Genomic DNA, 16,196 nt, shown 5'->3' with positions numbered 1-16,196 from the left:
GGGCCTCGATCAGCTCCAACTACCCTGGAGCGCGGTCTGCGCGGGTATGGCCACCCCGTGCCCGGTGGTCGACCGGGCGGGGATCGTGACGAGGAGGACCGACGTGACGCGCTCGATCAGGGGTTCCCGGGGGCCGGCCCTGCTGCTGGCCGGCACGGCGGCGGCGAGCCTGCTGCTGTCCGGGTGCGGCGCCGGGCAGATTTCGGAGACCGCCAACAAGATCCCGTCGGTACAGGGCGTGAACGTCCAGACCTCCGACAACCTGTACAAGGTGCGCGGGCTCTACGTGCAGTTCCCCGGCCCGAAGGGCTACGAGGCCGGGTCGAACGCGCCGGTCAACGTGGTGATCTACAACGACAGCGAGCAGCCGGTGACCGTGACGGTCACCACCGACAGCGCGCGGGACATCGTGCTCACCGGTTCCGGCGCGGGCGAGAGCGGCGCCGCCACCCCGACGGGCTCGCCCACCGAGCCGGCCACCGCCTCGCCGACCGCCACCGACCCGAGCGCGTCGCCGAGCCAGTCGCTGGAGGTGACCGGGTCGCCGTCGGCCAGCCCGTCGCCGAGCGAGAGCGAGTCCGCGCCCGCCGGTCAGCCGGCCCGGATCGAGATCCCGGCGCTCAGCTACGCCCAGCTCAACGCCGGCAACCCGCGGTTCCTCCAGCTCGTCGGCCTGAACGAGAAGCTGCTCGTCGGCCAGCAGGTCAACCTGACCTTCGACTTCGGCGACGGCAAGGTCGTCAAGACCCCGGCGCCGATCGGCATCCCGCTGACCCCGGAGGCCACGCCGTCGAAGATCGTGAACCCGCGTGAGCACGCCGGTGAGGACGGCGGCGCCGAGGGCGGCCACTGACCTCTCCCTCCTTCCGTCGGCACCGCCGCCGTGGCCAGCGCCACGCCGGCGGTGTCGCCGTTTCGGGTGGGCTTTCGTCGTACGGGCCGGTTAGCGTCCGGTGGTGACCACGCCCCGATCGACCTCCTCCCGCGCCGGCGCCGGCCGCGGTCGCGCCGCCACCCGCGAACCCCGCCCGGCCTACGAGTGCGACGCCTGCGGCCACCAGCCCCCGAAGTGGGTGGGCCGGTGCCCCGAGTGCGGCGAGTGGGGTTCGGTGGTCGAGTGCACGGTCACCGGTCCGATGGTCTCCGGCCGGGTGGTCAGCTCGCGGATGCCGGCCGAGCCGGCCCGGCCGATCGCCACGATCAGCGCCGCGCCCGCCCGGGCCCGTCCCACCGGCGTCAGCGAGCTCGACCGGGTGCTCGGCGGCGGCCTGGTCCCCGGCGCGGTGGTGCTGCTCGCCGGTGAGCCCGGCGTGGGCAAGTCGACGCTGCTGCTCGACGTGGCCCAGCAGTGGGCGGCCGGAGCCGGCAGCCCGTCGCTGGTGGTCAGCGGCGAGGAGTCGGTCAGCCAGGTGCGGCTGCGCGCCGAGCGGATGGGCACCCTGCACGACCAGCTCTACCTGGCCGCCGAGAGCGACCTGTCGGCGGTGCTCGGTCACCTCGACGCGGTCAAGCCGGGGCTGCTCGTGCTCGACTCGGTGCAGACCATCTCGACCACCGGCACCGAGGGCGTGCCGGGCGGCGTCACCCAGGTGCGCGCGGTCACCGCCGCCCTGGTCGCCGTGGCCAAGGAGCGCGGCATCGCCACCGTGCTGGTCGGGCACGTCACCAAGGACGGCCAGGTGGCCGGTCCCCGGGTGCTGGAGCACCTGGTCGACGTGGTGCTGCACTTCGAGGGCGACAAGCACTCCTCGTTGCGGATGGTGCGCGGCGTGAAGAACCGGTTCGGCGCCGCCGACGAGGTGGGCTGCTTCGAGATGCACGAGGGCGGCATCAGCAGCCTGGCCGACCCGTCCGGCCTGTTCCTGACCCGCTACTCGGAACCGGTGCCGGGCACGTGCGTGACGGTGGCGATGGAGGGGCGCCGGGCGCTGGTGACCGAGGTGCAGGCGCTGATCGGGGCGACGGTGGCCGGTTCCCCCCGGCGCACCGTCTCCGGCCTCGACAGCGCCCGGCTCGCCATGGTCCTCGCCGTGCTCCAGCGCCGCACCGAGCGGCTCACGCTGCACGACCGCGAGGTCTTCGCCGCGACGGTCGGCGGCATCCGGGTGGTGGAGCCGGCGGCCGACCTGGCCGTGGCGCTCGCGGTCGCCTCCGGCGGGCTCAACCTGGCGCTCAACCCGCATCTGGTGGCCATCGGCGAGGTCGGGCTCACCGGCGAGGTCCGCCGCGTCGGCGCGGTGCCCCGCCGGCTGGCCGAGGCCGCCCGGCTCGGCTTCCGGCTGGCCCTCGTACCGCCCGGGTGCGGGCCCGAGAGCAGCGGCGCCGGGCCGGAGAACATGCGGGTGATCGAGGTCACTGACGTGCGGTCCGCTCTCCAGGCGGCCGCGCGCGCTTCGGCGGAGTGACACGGTGGGCGTTTCCCGGCAGGCCACGCAGGCCGTGACGACCCGCCCGAGCCGGGCATCGTGACACATCACAGTAACCACGAGAGCACCCACCGCATGGCAGTCCGTAGACTGTGCCCGTGCCGATCGACCGCGATGCCACCAAGCCCGCAACGGCGACGCCGCACGCCCGTACCGGCGCCGTGAGCGGCAACCCCGCTCGTGCCATCAGCGTGACCGTCAACGGAAGCGTCGGCGGCGGGGCCGGCGCCGACCCGCTGCGCGCCAACCTAGCCCTGATGGCTCCCGGCACCGCCCTGCGGGACGGCCTGGAGCGGATCCTGCGCGGCCGCACCGGCGCGCTGATCGTGCTCGGCTACGACAAGGTGGTCGAGCAGATCTGCACCGGCGGCTTCCCGATGGACGTGGAGTTCTCCGCCACCCGGGTCCGTGAGCTGTGCAAGATGGACGGCGCCGTGGTGCTCTCCAGCGACGGCACCCGGATCGTGCAGGCCGGCGCGCACCTGATGCCCGACCCGTCGATCCCCACCGAGGAGTCCGGCACCCGGCACCGCACCGCCGAGCGGGTGGCCCGGCAGACCGGCTACCCGGTCATCTCGGTCAGCCAGTCGATGCGGATCATCAGCCTCTACGTCAACGGCCAGCGGCACGTGCTGGACGACTCGGCGGCCATCCTGTCCCGCGCCAACCAGGCGCTCGCCACGCTGGAGCGCTACAAGCTCCGGCTGGACGAGGTCTCCGGCACGCTCTCCGCGCTGGAGATCGAGGATCTGGTCACCGTCCGCGACGCGGTGGCGGTGGTGCAGCGGCTGGAGATGGTCCGGCGGATCGCCGACGAGATCGCCGGCTACGTGGTGGAGCTGGGCACCGACGGTCGCCTGCTGGCCCTTCAGCTCGACGAGCTGATGGCCGGCGTGGACGCCGACCGCACCCTGGTCATCCGCGACTACCTGCCGACCGGCCGCAAGTCGCGCACGCTCGACGAGGCTCTCGTCGAACTCGACCTGCTCAGCGCCACCGAGCTCATCGACCTCGTGGCGGTGGCGAAGGCGATCGGCTACCCGTCCGCGTCCGACGCGCTCGACGCGGCGGTCAGCCCGCGCGGGTTCCGCCTGCTGGCGAAGGTGCCGCGGCTGCCGGTAGCCGTGGTCGACCGGCTGGTGGTGCACTTCGGCAGCCTCCAGCGGCTGCTCGGCGCGACTGTGGAAGACCTCCAGGCCGTCGAGGGGGTGGGCGACGCCCGCGCCCGCGGCGTCCGCGAGGGCCTGTCCCGGCTCGCCGAGGCCAGCATCCTCGAACGGTACGTCTGACCGGTCGCTCAGCCGGTGATGGTCAGCTTCACCGGCTCGCTGATCTTGGTGCCGACGCGGGCGAACACCTGGTACGCGCCGATCGCCGCGAAGTCACCGTTCGCCAGCCCGTTCGCGCACTTGTTGTCCAGCCTGCCGTTCCAGCCCAGCTCGTAGGAGCGCTCGAAGTTCGGCGTGAACGACTGCACGTCCGAGCCCTTGCCGGTGCCGCAGGTGTCCGACGACCAGATCTTCTCGGCGCCCGACTTGACGTACAGCTCCTGGAGGTCGGCGCCGACGTCCCGGCTGCACGTACGGTTCGACACGTTCTTGACCTTCAGGCGCAGCGTGACCACAGTGCCCCGCTGAGCGGTCGGCGGCACCGCCACCGGCGTCACCAGCAACTCGGAGTCGGTGCAGGTGCCGTCGTCGGAGACCGGCTGACCGGTCGCGCCACCGTTGCCGGTGCCACCCCCGTCGTTCCCGCCCCCGCCGTCGTTCCCGCCGCCGGTGTTCCCGCCGCCGTTGTTCGCGCCACCGCCGCCGGCGTCGCCCGCTGTCGGTGACGGGCTGCCCGACTGCGGGGTCAGCACCGAGCCGGACGGGTCGGGCTGAACCCCGGCGGAACCACTCGGCGACGGGTCGGTGCCCGGCGCGCCGGTGTTGCGGTCCGTACCGGTGCAGGAATAAAGCAGGACAATCAGGAAGAGCAGCCCCGCTCCGAGCACGACAGCACGACGCCGCCAGTACACGGCAGGGGGCAGGGGGCCGACCGTCAGACGCATGATGCGCCTACCGTAGCCGCGCGGCGCACGGCTCGCCGGTCCGACGCGCCGGGAACCCGCCGCCGTACGGCCGCCGTCGTCCACACTGGATCCCGACGGCCACCGTCAGAGGTAGACCTTGCGCTGGTAGATCGCGTGCGCGCCGGCCACCCGGTCGAGGAAGAGCAGCCCGGCGCAGTGGTCGATCTCGTGCTGGAGCGCACGCGCCTCGAAGCCGTCCGTCACCAGCCGGACCGGCTCGCCGCTGCCCGGAAGCGCACCCTCGACCACCAGGCGGCTGGCCCGCTTCACGTCGCCGGTCAGGTCCGGCACCGACATGCAGCCCTCCCGCCCGGCCTTCCACCGGGACGCCTCCACCACGCGCGCGTTGCAGAGCACGAACGTGCCGTGCACGGTGATCGCCTTCGGATGCCCCGTGACGTCCACCGCGAACACCTGCGCGCTCACCCCGACCTGCGGCGCCGCCAGCCCCACGCAACCGGGCGAGACGCGCATCGTCGCCACCAGATCGGCGGCGAGCCGCACCACCTCCGCCGACGTCGGGTCGACCTCCGGGCCGGGTCGGCTCAGCACCGGCTCCGGCGCGGTGACCACCGGACGCACCGCGCCTGGGACGCCGAGCTTCTCCGGGGTCCAGCCGCCCAGGCCCGCGTACTCCGGCCCGGTCACAGCAGATCCGTGTCCGCCGGGCGGAGGCTGACCCCCACGCCCAGCTCCGCGGCGACGCGGGTGAGCCGACCGGCCACCTCGTCCGACACGCCGGGCGGCAACTCGACCTCGGCGACCACCACGTAGAGCGAACCGGTCAGCCGGGTGCTCAGGTCGGTCACGTTCCCGCCCGCGTCGGTCAGCACCCGGGTCATCGCCGCGACGATGCCCATCCGGTCGGCGCCGTGCACCGCCAGCACGTACGGCTCCCCGGTGGGCTCGCTGCCGGTGTCGGGCGTGACCGCGCGTACGGTCGCCAGCAGGTGCCCGTCGGCGGCGAGCGGGGCCAGCGCGGCCTCGACGTCGGCGGCGGCCGGTCCCACGCAGATCAGCGTCATCGCGAAGTGTCCACGCAGCCGGGTCATCGTCGAGTCGGTGAGGTTCGCGCCGAGCCGGGCGAGGACCTCCGCGACGTCGGCCACGATGCCCGGCCGGTCCCGGCCGATGACGGTGATCGCGAGCTCGTTCATTCGGACATTCTGCCCCGTCGTCCATGATCGATCGCGCCCGGCCACCCGGCCCGCCCAACCTGCGGGAAAGACCGCCGTGACATGATCGGCGGCGCGATGTCCGATCCCACATTCGCCACCCTGGTCAGCCGGTGGTACGAGCGCAACGCCCGCGACCTGCCCTGGCGCAAGCCCGGCATCGGCGCCTGGGCGATCCTGGTCTCCGAGGTCATGCTCCAGCAGACCCCCGTGGTCCGGGTGGTGCCCGCCTTCCAGGCGTGGCTGGCCCGCTGGCCCGAGCCGCGCGCGCTCGCCGAGGACACCCCGGCCGAGGCGATCCGGATGTGGGGGCGGCTCGGCTACCCCCGCCGCGCGGTACGCCTGCGCGAGTGCGCGGTGGCGATCGTGGAACGGCACGGCGGCGTGGTGCCCGACCGGCTCGACCAGTTGCTGGCGCTGCCGGGGGTCGGCACGTACACGGCCCGCGCGGTCGCCGCGTTCGCGTACGGGCAGCGGCACCCGGTGGTGGACACGAACGTGCGGCGCGTGGTGTGCCGGGCGATCGCCGGTGAGCCCGACGCCGGCCCCACCACCCGTCCGGCCGACCTGGTCGCCACCGAGGAACTGCTGCCGATCGAACCGGCCGCCGCCGCGCTGGCGAGCGCCGCGTTCATGGAACTCGGCGCTGTCGTCTGCACCGCCCGCGCCCCGCGCTGCGCGATCTGCCCGGTCGAGTCGAGCTGCGCCTGGCGGGCCTCCGGGCAGGCCGCGCCCACGGGACCGACCCGCCGCCCGCAGCGCTACGCCGGCACCGACCGGCAGGTACGCGGACTTCTGCTCGCGGTGCTGCGGGAGTCCACCGGCCCGGTGCCGCACCAGCGGCTGGACCAGGTGTGGCACGACGACGTCCAGCGGGCGCGCGCCCTGGCCGGCCTGGTCACGGACGGCCTGGTGGAACCGGTCGGCGAGGAGTCGTTCCGCCTGGCCGGCGACGGCCCCGCCGTCCCCCTCCCCTGACGCCCTTCCCACCCCCGCGCCCCCACCCCGGGTCCACCCCGGGTCCACCCCGAGTCCGCCCCGGGTCCGCCCCGGGTCCGCCCCGGGTCCGCCCCGTTGATCATGAAGTTAGCGGCGACAAATCGGACGCCAAGTGCGGTCAACTTCATGATCAACCGGGAGGAGGGCAGGCGTGAGAGCGGGACGGGAGGGCGGGCGGCACCGGGGGCGGGGTGCGGTGGGCGTGGGGTGCAGTGGGCATGGGAAAGGCGACGGCCCCGGTGGCTTTCGCCTACCGGGGCCGTCGCCCTGATCTGTGCCCGGACCTTATGCGGCGTCGTCCGCGCCGGTGGCGGCGGTGCCGCCGAGGTCCGCCGGGACCGCGTCCGGCACGGCGTCCGGCCGGTCCGCGCCCCGGAAGACGAGCTTGGACTTGTCGATGTCCTCCGGGTCGCCCTCGCAGTCCACGACCACGATCTGACCCGGGGTCAGCTCGTTGAACAGGATCCGCTCGGACAGGTTGTCCTCGATGTCGCGCTGGATCGTGCGACGCAGCGGCCGCGCGCCCAGCACCGGGTCGAAGCCCTTCTTCGCGAGGTACTTCTTCGCGTTGTCGGTCAGCTCCAGACCCATGTCCTTGTTCCGCAGCTGGGTCTCGATCCGGGCGATCATGATGTCGACGATCGACAGGATCTCGTTCTGACGCAGCTGGTGGAAGACGATGGTGTCGTCGATCCGGTTCAGGAACTCGGGCCGGAAGTGCTGCTTGAGCTCGTCGTTGACCTTCTGCTTCATCCGGTCGTAGTTCGACTCGGAGTCCTCAGAGGCCTGGAAGCCCAGCGACACCGCCTTGGCGACGTCGCGCGTACCGAGGTTGGTGGTCAGGATGATGACCGTGTTCTTGAAGTCCACGATCCGGCCCTGGCCGTCGGTGAGGCGCCCGTCCTCCAGGATCTGGAGGAGCGTGTTGAACACGTCCGGGTGGGCCTTCTCGATCTCGTCGAAGAGGACCACCGAGAACGGCCGGCGACGCACCTTCTCGGTCAGCTGCCCGCCCTCGTCGTAGCCGACGTAGCCGGGAGGGGCACCGACGAGCCGGGACACCGTGTACCGGTCGTGGAACTCCGACATGTCGAGCTGGATGAGGGCGTCCTCGCTGCCGAACAGGAACTCGGCCAGCGCCTTGGACAGCTCGGTCTTACCGACGCCGGACGGGCCGGCGAAGATGAACGAGCCGGAGGGGCGCTTCGGGTCCTTCAGGCCGGCCCGGGTACGCCGGATCGCCTTCGAGACCGCCTTGACCGCGTCCTCCTGGCCGATGACGCGCTTGTGCAGCTCGTCCTCCATGCGCAGCAGGCGCGAGGTCTCCTCCTCGGTCAGCTTGTAGACCGGGATGCCGGTCCAGTTGCCGAGCACCTCGGCGATCTGCTCGTCGTCGACCTCGCTGACGACGTCCAGGTCACCGGCCTTCCACTCCTTCTCCCGCTGTGCCTTCTGACCCAGCAGCTGCTTCTCGGTGTCGCGCAGCTGGGCGGCCCGCTCGAAGTCCTGCGCGTCGATCGCGGACTCCTTGTCGCGGCGCACCTGGGCGATGCGCTCGTCGAAGTCGCGCAGGTCTGGCGGCGCGGTCATCCGGCGGATCCGCATCCGGGCGCCGGCCTCGTCGATCAGGTCGATCGCCTTGTCCGGCAGGAACCGGTCGGAGATGTACCGGTCGGCGAGCGTCGCGGCGGCGACCAGGGCGGCGTCGGTGATGGAGACGCGGTGGTGCGCCTCGTAGCGGTCCCGCAGGCCCTTGAGGATCTCGATGGTGTGGGCCAGCGACGGCTCACCCACCTGGATCGGCTGGAAACGACGCTCCAGAGCGGCGTCCTTCTCCAGGTGCTTGCGGTACTCGTCGAGCGTGGTGGCGCCGATGGTCTGCAGCTCGCCGCGGGCCAGCATCGGCTTGAGGATGCTGGCGGCGTCGATCGCGCCCTCGGCCGCGCCCGCACCGACGAGGGTGTGGATCTCGTCGATGAACAGGATGATGTCGCCGCGGGTGCGGATCTCCTTGAGCACCTTCTTCAGGCGCTCCTCGAAGTCACCGCGGTAGCGGGAACCGGCGACCAGGGCACCGAGGTCGAGCGTATAGAGCTGCTTGTCCTTCAGCGTCTCGGGCACCTCGCCCTTGATGATCTTCTGGGACAGGCCCTCCACCACGGCGGTCTTGCCGACGCCGGGCTCGCCGATCAGCACCGGGTTGTTCTTGGTGCGGCGGGACAGCACCTGCATGACCCGCTCGATCTCCTTCTCGCGCCCGATGACCGGGTCGAGCTTGCCCTCGCGGGCTGCCTGGGTCAGGTTGCGGCCGAACTGGTCCAGCACGAGGCTGGTCGACGGCGCGGCCTCACCCGGCGCGGCACCGGCGGCGGCCGGCTCCTTGCCCTGGTAGCCGGAGAGCAGCTGGATGACCTGCTGGCGCACCCGGTTCAGGTCGGCGCCCAGCTTCACCAGGACCTGGGCGGCGACGCCCTCGCCCTCGCGGATCAGGCCGAGCAGGATGTGCTCGGTACCGATGTAGTTGTGGCCGAGCTGCAGCGCCTCGCGCAGCGACAGCTCCAGCACCTTCTTGGCCCGCGGCGTGAACGGGATGTGCCCGCTCGGTGCCTGCTGGCCCTGGCCGATGATCTCCTCGACCTGCTGGCGCACGCCCTCCAGGGAGATGCCGAGGCTCTCCAGGGCCTTTGCCGCGACACCCTCACCCTCGTGGATCAGGCCCAGCAGGATGTGTTCCGTACCGATGTAGTTGTGGTTGAGCATCCGGGCCTCTTCTTGGGCCAGGACGACAACCCGTCGCGCTCGGTCGGTGAACCGCTCGAACATGCCCTCGTGCTCCTCACGTGCCGTGCGCCTTGATGGTCAGATCTCGGCGGGGCCGGTGCGCGGACGTCCGGGACGGGCGTCCGTGCCTCCTTACTCTATCGCCGCGGACCGTCTCCGCTGAGGTCGTGTGCCCCCGCGAATGACCGTTCCGACGTCGTTTCTGACAACCGTCCACGCTCAGGAGGTGTTCCGGGGCCCCTGCCTGTACGCGCAGAGCGAAATTCGACCGGCACCCGAACGGCCGGTCGAGTGGACCGGAGGCGGCACCGATGCGTCCGCCGGGTCGTCCACAGCCTGTGGATGAACTCTCCACCGCCTGTGGACAACCACCCCGGGCGGGGATTTCTTCCCGGCGGCGCCGCCCCCGCGCCGGGGTGGGCCGGACCGGACATCCGGCACCGCCGGGGACGGCGGGGCGCAACGGTGGTCCCGGTACGAAAACGGCGACGCCGGCCCGGAGTCGCACTCCGGTCCGGCGTCGGCGTCGCCCGTGACGAGGGTCGGGTCAGTGCCCCGCCTTCGCGTGGTACTCGTCCACGATCTCCTGCGGGATCCGGCCCCGGTCGGAGATGTCCTTGCCGGCCTTCTTGGCCCACTCGCGGATGGCCCGGTTCTGCTCGCGGTCGGCGGTCGCGCCGCCCCGGCCCCGAGCGGCCCGGCCACCCACGACCACGCCCCCGCGACCGACCTTCGTTCCGTTCGCGATGTACGGCGCGAATACGTCGCGCAATTTCCCGGCGTTGGAAGCGGAGAGGTCGATCTCGTACTGCACGCCGTCGAGCGCGAACTTGACGGTCTCGTCAGCGTCCCCGCCGTCCAGGTCATCGACCAGCTTGTGAATGATCTGCTTGGCCACGTCCCACATTCCTTTCGAGCAGGGTTGTACTCCTGCAATACACCGAGCACAATAACCCGTCCGGCGCTTGTTCCGTCAATAGGACGGGGTAACGAGCCGGAGAAGGCTTGCGGGGAGCGCCTACTCGGGCCGGACCAACGGGAACAGGATCGTTTCCCGAATTCCGAGCCCCGTCAGTGCCATCAGCAGCCGGTCGATTCCCATTCCCATGCCGCCGGACGGCGGCATTCCATACTCCATCGCTCGGAGAAAATCCTCGTCCAGTCGCATAGCCTCGTCGTCCCCGCGCGCCGCGAGCTGCGCCTGGGCCACCAGCCGCTCCCGCTGCACGACCGGGTCGACCAGCTCCGAGTACGCGGTGCCCAGCTCGAATCCGAGCACGTAGAGGTCCCACTTCTCGGCCAGGCCCGGCTCGCTGCGGTGGGCCCGGGTCAGCGGGCTGGTCTCCTCCGGGTAGTCCATGACGAACGTCGGCGCCTGAAGGGACGGCACGACCAGTTCCTCGAACAACTCCTCGGCCAGCTTGCCCGGTCCCCACTTCGGGTCGACGGAGAGTCCGACCTTGTCCGCGTACTCGACCAGGCGCGCCCTTTCGGTGCGGACGGTGACCTCCTCACCGAGCGCTTCGGAAAGAACACCGAAGAGCGTCACCGACCGCCACTCGCCGCCCAGATCGAACTCGCTCCCGTCGGCGTGGGTCACCACCGTCGAGCCGGCGACCGCCACCGCGGCCTGCTGTACGAGATTTCGGGTCAGCTCGGCCATCGTGTGGTAGTCGCCGTACGCCTGGTACGCCTCCAGCATCGCGAACTCCGGCGAGTGCGAAGAGTCGATGCCCTCATTACGGAAGTTGCGGTTGATCTCGAAGACGCGGTCCACGCCACCGACCACCGCACGCTTGAGAAACAGTTCCGGCGCGATTCGCAGATACAGATCCGTGTCGAGCGCATTGCTGTGGGTCACGAATGGGCGTGCCGCCGCGCCGCCGTGCAGCAGTTGCAGCATCGGCGTCTCGACCTCGACGAAGTCCCGCTCGTGCAGGGTGTCGCGCAGGCTGCGGACGGCGGTGGCCCGGGTGCGGACCATCTGCCGGGCCTGCGGGCGGACCACCAGGTCCACGTAGCGCTGGCGGACCCGGGACTCCTCGCTGAGCGGCTTGTGCGCCACCGGCAGCGGGCGCAGCGCCTTGGCGGTCACCGCCCACTCCTCGGCGAGAACGGACAGCTCGCCACGGCGGCTGGTGATCACCTCGCCGGTCACGCCGACGTGGTCACCGAGGTCGACCAGGCGCTTCCAGTCGGCCAGCCGCTCGGCACCGACCCGGTCCAGCGAGAGCATCGCCTGGACCTCGGTGCCGTCACCGTCCCGGAGCGTCGCGAAGCAGAGCTTGCCGGTGTTGCGAATGAAGATCACCCGGCCGGTGACCGAGACCCGGTCGCCGGTGGCGGTGTCGGTGGGCAGGTCGGCGTAGCGCTCCCGCAGCCGCGCGAGCGTGGTGGTCCGCGGAAAACCCACCGGGTACGGCTCGACGCCCTCGGCGAGCATCCGGTCCCGCTTCTCCCGGCGGACCTTCATCTGCTCGGGAAGGTCGTCGGCGGGGTCTGTTGGCAGGGCGTTCTGCTCGGTCACGGCACGCTTCCTCAGGCCTTGGGAACATCGGCGGGGTCAGCACATGAGCGTACTCAAGCGCCGTGGCGGCCGTTACGGGATAACCTGCCCGCCATGACCGACCCCACTGCGGCGCTCTCGTTCGGCGCGGCCGCGGCCGAGTACGACCGCTTTCGCCCCCGCTATCCGGAGGCGGCGCTGCGCTGGGCGCTGGACGGGCTGGACGCCGCCCGGGTGGTTGACCTCGGCGCCGGCACCGGCATCCTCACCCGCGGACTGCTGGCGCTGACCGGGCCGGTGGCTCATGTCGTACCCGTGGAACCGGATCCGGGGATGCGGGCGCAACTGGCCGCCGCCACGCCCGGTACGACGGCGCTCGCCGGCAGCGCCGAGTCGGTGCCGCTGCCGGACGGGTCGGCGGACGCGGTGCTGGTCGGGCAGGCCTACCACTGGTTCGACCGGGATCGGGCACACGCCGAGGTGGCCCGTGTGCTGCGCCCGGGCGGGACGTTCGCGCCGGTATGGAACATCCGGGACGAGCGGGTCGGCTGGGTGGCGGAGCTGACCCGGATCGCGCACCTCGGTGACAACGCGGGCGACGTGACGCAGCGGTACGCGGACTTCGGCGCCGCCTTCACCGACGTCGAGGTGGGCGAGTTCCCGCACGCCACCACGCTCACGCCGGACGAGGTGGTGGGCATGCTGCACACCCGCTCGTACTGGCTGACGGCCGACGCGGACGAGCGGCGACGGGTCGACGCGGAGCTGGCGGAGCTGTTCGCCTCCCACCCCGGCCTGACCGGCCGGGATACGGTCGAGCTGCCCTACCGGACGTTCGTGCTGCGGGCCCGCCGCCGCTGACCTCAGACGTTGCGGTCGTAGACCATCCGCAGGCCGATCAGCGTGATCATCGGCTCGTGGTGGGTGATGGTGTGGCACTCGCCGAGCACCAGCGACGCCAGGCCGCCGGTGGCGATGACCGCCTTCACGCCGCCCAGCTCCTCGGACATCCGCTCGACGATCCGGTCCACCTGACCCGCGAAGCCGAAGTAGAGCCCGGCCTGGAGGCACTCGACGGTGTTCTTGCCGATCACCGAACGCGGGCGGGTCGCCTCCACCTTGCGCAGCTGGGCGGCGCGGGCGGCCAGCGCGTCGAAGGAGATCTCGATGCCGGGGGCGAACGCCCCGCCGAGGAACTCCCCCCGGCTGCTGACCAGGTCGAAGTTGGTGGTGGTGCCGAAGTCCACGACGATCGACGGCCCGCCGTAGAGCGTGTACGCGGCCAGCGTGTTGACCACGCGGTCCGCGCCCACCTCCTTCGGGTTGTCGATGGCGAGCTGCACGCCGGTCCGCACCCCCGGCTCGACGATCACGCTGGGCAGGTCGGCGTAGTACCGGTCGAGCATGGTGCGCAGCGAGCGCAGCGCGGCCGGCACGGTCGAGCAGGCGGCCACGCCGGTGATCTCCACGGCGTCCCCGGCGAGCAGTCCGCGGAACATCAGACCCAGCTCGTCCGCTGTGGAACGGGCGTCGGTCTTGATCCGCCACGAATGCACCAGCTTGTCGCCGTCGAAGGTCGCCAGCACGGTGTTCGTGTTTCCGATGTCGATGCAGAGCAGCACAGCGGCAGCCTAGACGTCACGCAGGTCGAGGGCGATGTCCAGGATCGGCGAGGAGTGGGTGAGCGCGCCCACCGACAGGAAGTCGACGCCCGTCGCGCCGTACTCGGCCGCCATCGGCAGCGTCAGCCCGCCGGTGGCCTCCAGCTCCGCCCGGTCGCCCACCGACGCCACCACCTCGCGCAGCTGCGCCGGGGTCATGTTGTCCAGCAGCAGGAACCGGGCGCCCGCCTCGACCGCCTCCACCGCCTCGGCCGGCGTGTCCACCTCGACCTGCACCGCGACGTCGGGGAACGCCTCCCGGACCCGGCGGAACGCGGCAGCGATCCCGCCCGCCGCGACCTTGTGGTTGTCCTTGATCATGGCGACGTCGTACAGGCCCATCCGCTTGTTGGTGCCGCCACCGGCCCGGACCGCGTACTTCTCCAGCGCCCGCAGGCCCGGCGTGGTCTTGCGGGTGTCCAGCACCGTCGCCTTCGTGCCGGCCAGCGCGTCGGCCCAGGCCCGGGTGTGCGTCGCCACGCCGGACATGCGGGACAGCAGGTTCAGCGCCGTCCGCTCGGCGGTCAGCAGCAGCCGGGTCGGCCCGGTCACGGTGGCCAGCACGTCGCCGCGCGCCACCCGCTGCCCGTCGTGCGCGACCAACGAGACCTCGACCGTACGCCCCGCGCCGGTCACCTCGCCGACCAGCTCGAACACGGCGGCGGCGACGGGCAGCCCGGCCACCACGCCGTCGGCGCGCGCCACCAGATCGGCCGTGTCGTGCTGCTCGTCCGGGATGGTGGCCACGCTCGTGACGTCGAGGAAGCCGGGCCCCAGATCCTCGTGCAGCGTGTCGACGACGACGTGCCGGACCCGCTCCGGGTCCAGGCCGCCGTCCCGCAACGCCCGCTCCGTCGACTCCCTCATAGAGTGATCCCCTCCCAGCACTCGGCCACGATGCCGTCCCCATCCACCTCGGCCACCAGGTGACCCAGCCACCGCTCGTCGGCCGTCGGGAAGTCCTCCCGCCAGTGGCAGCCCCGCGTCTCCTGGCGCGCGTACGCGGCCGCGACCAGCGTCGACGCCACTGTCAGCAGGTTCGTCGCCTCCCAGTCGGCGGTACGCGGCACGCCCCGGCCCGCGCCCAGCCCGGTGAGCGTGGCGGCGGTGGCCTCCAGCGTCCGCGCCGACCGGAGCACGCCCGCGCCCCGGGTCATCGCCCGTTGCAGCTCCGCCGTGCCGGCCGCCGGCACCAGTGCGCCCGGCCCGCCCACCCAGGCGCCGGTCTCCGCCGGGCGGGCCTGCTCGGGCAGCCCGGCGGCGATGTCCTCGGCGATCCGCCGGGAGAAGACCAGCCCTTCCAGCAGCGAGTTGCTGGCGAGCCGGTTGGCGCCGTGCACTCCCGTGCAGGCGACCTCGCCGCAGGCGTACAGGCCGGGGATCGAGGTGCGGCCGCGCAGGTCGGTCCGGACGCCGCCGGAGGCGTAGTGCGCGGCCGGCGCGACCGGGATCAGGTCGGTCGCCGGGTCCACGCCGATGGCCAGGCAGGACGCGACGATGGTGGGGAACCGCCGGGCCAGGAAGTCGCCGCCCAGGTGCCGGGCGTCCAGGAAGACGTGATCGGCGCCGGACGCGAGCAGCACCCGGTGGATGCCCTTGGCGACCACGTCCCGGGGAGCCAGCTCGGCCAGCTCGTGCTGGCCGACCATGAACCGCTTGCCGTCGCCGTCGACCAGGTGCGCGCCCTCGCCGCGCAGCGCCTCGGAGACCAGCGGCTGCTGGGCCAGCCCCGCGCCCGGCCCGCCGGGCGGCACGATCAGTGCGGTCGGGTGGAACTGGACGAACTCCACGTCGGTGACCGCCGCGCCCGCGCGCAACGCCAGCGCCACCCCGTCCCCGGTGGAGACCGCCGGGTTGGTGGTGGCGGCGAAGATCTGCCCCATCCCGCCGGTGGCCAGCACCACCGCGCGGCCGAGGATCGCACCGACGCCGTCCTCGCTGCCCTCGCCGAGCACGTGCAGCGTGATTCCGCAGGCCGGGCCGAGCCCGCCCGGCCCGTCGCCGGGTGCGCGCAGCAGGTCCAGCACCAGGGCGTGCTCCACCAGCCGGATCCACGGGTCGCGGCGGACCGCGTCGTGCAGCGCCCGCTGCACCTCCGCGCCGGTGGCGTCGCCGCCGGCGTGCACGATCCGGTCGGCCCGGTGGCCGCCCTCCCGGGTCAGCATCAGCGAGCCGTCCGGGTTGCGGTCGAACTCCGCGCCGATCCGCATCAGCTCGCGCAGCCGGGTCGGGCCCTCGACCACGAGCGCGCGGACCGCCGCCGGGTCGCAGAGGCCGACCCCGGCGACCTCCGTGTCGTACGCGTGCGCGTCCGGGGTGTCCGCCGGGTCCAGTACGGCGGCGATCCCGCCCTGCGCCCAGCGCGTGGAGCCCTCGTCCATGTCGACCTTGGTGACCACCGTGACGTGCAGGCCCGCCTCGCGCAGGTGCAGCGCGGCGGTCAGCCCGGCCACGCCGGAGCCGACCACGATCACGTCTGTCGTCTCCACCCAGCCGGGGGCGGGCGCGGCGAGCAGCCGGGGCAGTGCCGGCAGGTCGACGGTCGGTACGTCCATGAGCACAGTCAACCCGAAG

The 16,196-nt window shown here is 72.4% G+C and carries 14 protein-coding genes; 5 read left to right on the top strand and 9 right to left on the bottom strand.

Annotated features, from left to right (window positions below):
• Positions 1-103 precede the first annotated feature (103 nt).
• The 3 genes from V6U82_RS13955 (at position 104) to disA (ending at position 3,715) form a co-directional block, all read left to right on the top strand.
• Positions 104-853: a hypothetical protein gene (locus tag V6U82_RS13955; protein ID WP_334461227.1), complete on the top strand. Its 750-nt coding sequence runs from the start codon at positions 104-106 to the stop codon at positions 851-853.
• Between the two features lie 103 nt (positions 854-956).
• Positions 957-2,405: a DNA repair protein RadA gene (radA, locus tag V6U82_RS13950; RefSeq protein WP_334461225.1), complete on the top strand. Its 1,449-nt coding sequence runs from the start codon at positions 957-959 to the stop codon at positions 2,403-2,405.
• Between the two features lie 119 nt (positions 2,406-2,524).
• A complete protein-coding gene (disA, locus tag V6U82_RS13945; protein WP_128138168.1) occupies positions 2,525-3,715 on the top strand; it encodes a DNA integrity scanning diadenylate cyclase DisA in 1,191 nt (396 codons plus the stop codon).
• 8 nt (positions 3,716-3,723) lie between these two features.
• On the opposite strand, the gene V6U82_RS13940 is transcribed toward disA, so the two are convergent.
• From V6U82_RS13940 to V6U82_RS13930, 3 genes are all read right to left on the bottom strand, one after another.
• Entirely contained in the window at positions 3,724-4,479 is a 756-nt protein-coding gene (locus V6U82_RS13940; RefSeq protein WP_334461223.1) for a hypothetical protein, read from the bottom strand.
• Between the two features lie 105 nt (positions 4,480-4,584).
• Positions 4,585-5,148 (bottom strand): peptide deformylase, encoded by a 564-nt coding sequence (locus V6U82_RS13935; protein WP_334461221.1) that lies wholly within the window; start codon positions 5,146-5,148, stop codon positions 4,585-4,587.
• Positions 5,145-5,657 (bottom strand): glycine cleavage system protein R, encoded by a 513-nt coding sequence (locus tag V6U82_RS13930; RefSeq protein ID WP_120572813.1) that lies wholly within the window; start codon positions 5,655-5,657, stop codon positions 5,145-5,147. Before V6U82_RS13930 ends, V6U82_RS13935 begins: the two co-directional genes overlap by 4 nt.
• 96 nt (positions 5,658-5,753) lie before the next feature.
• Here V6U82_RS13930 and V6U82_RS13925 point away from each other — a divergent pair, with 96 nt between their 5' ends.
• Complete coding sequence (locus V6U82_RS13925; protein ID WP_334461217.1) at positions 5,754-6,653, top strand: A/G-specific adenine glycosylase; 900 nt, start codon at positions 5,754-5,756, stop codon at positions 6,651-6,653.
• Positions 6,654-6,959: 306 nt separating this feature from the next.
• Here V6U82_RS13925 and V6U82_RS13920 read toward each other — a convergent pair whose 3' ends face one another.
• The 3 genes from V6U82_RS13920 to lysS all read right to left on the bottom strand — a co-directional run bounded on the left by V6U82_RS13920 (position 6,960) and on the right by lysS (position 11,982).
• Positions 6,960-9,497 carry an ATP-dependent Clp protease ATP-binding subunit gene (locus tag V6U82_RS13920; RefSeq protein ID WP_124779086.1) on the bottom strand — a complete coding sequence of 846 codons (2,538 nt, stop codon included), beginning with the start codon at positions 9,495-9,497 and terminating at the stop codon, positions 6,960-6,962.
• Between the two features lie 505 nt (positions 9,498-10,002).
• Positions 10,003-10,353, bottom strand: a complete 351-nt coding sequence (locus tag V6U82_RS13915; RefSeq protein ID WP_013288952.1) for a histone-like nucleoid-structuring protein Lsr2 — start codon at positions 10,351-10,353, stop codon at positions 10,003-10,005.
• A gap of 120 nt (positions 10,354-10,473) precedes the next feature.
• Positions 10,474-11,982 carry a lysine--tRNA ligase gene (gene lysS, locus V6U82_RS13910; protein ID WP_334461213.1) on the bottom strand — a complete coding sequence of 503 codons (1,509 nt, stop codon included), beginning with the start codon at positions 11,980-11,982 and terminating at the stop codon, positions 10,474-10,476.
• A 93-nt stretch (positions 11,983-12,075) separates the two neighbouring features.
• Here lysS and V6U82_RS13905 point away from each other — a divergent pair, with 93 nt between their 5' ends.
• A complete protein-coding gene (locus tag V6U82_RS13905) occupies positions 12,076-12,822 on the top strand; it encodes a class I SAM-dependent methyltransferase (RefSeq protein ID WP_128137908.1) in 747 nt (248 codons plus the stop codon).
• Between the two features lie 2 nt (positions 12,823-12,824).
• Here the strand turns inward: V6U82_RS13905 and V6U82_RS13900 are convergent, their stop codons facing one another.
• Genes V6U82_RS13900 through V6U82_RS13890 form a run of 3 tightly spaced genes read right to left on the bottom strand, consistent with a single transcriptional unit; the run spans position 12,825 to position 16,177 of the window.
• Positions 12,825-13,583, bottom strand: coding sequence for a type III pantothenate kinase (locus V6U82_RS13900; protein ID WP_013288955.1), 759 nt, complete (start codon positions 13,581-13,583; stop codon positions 12,825-12,827).
• 9 nt (positions 13,584-13,592) lie between these two features.
• On the bottom strand, positions 13,593-14,489 hold the full coding sequence (gene nadC, locus V6U82_RS13895) for a carboxylating nicotinate-nucleotide diphosphorylase (RefSeq protein ID WP_128137910.1): 897 nt from the start codon (positions 14,487-14,489) through the stop codon (positions 13,593-13,595).
• On the bottom strand, positions 14,486-16,177 hold the full coding sequence (locus tag V6U82_RS13890; RefSeq protein WP_334461209.1) for an L-aspartate oxidase: 1,692 nt from the start codon (positions 16,175-16,177) through the stop codon (positions 14,486-14,488). The genes nadC and V6U82_RS13890 overlap by 4 nt, the downstream gene beginning before the upstream one ends.
• Positions 16,178-16,196 lie beyond the last annotated feature (19 nt).

The sequence above is a fragment of the Micromonospora sp. CPCC 205554 genome (assembly GCF_036902745.1).
GTDB lineage: Bacteria > Actinomycetota > Actinomycetes > Mycobacteriales > Micromonosporaceae > Micromonospora > Micromonospora tulbaghiae.
Note: the sequence above shows the minus strand (reverse complement) of the source record. Positions and strands in the feature narration are given on the sequence as shown.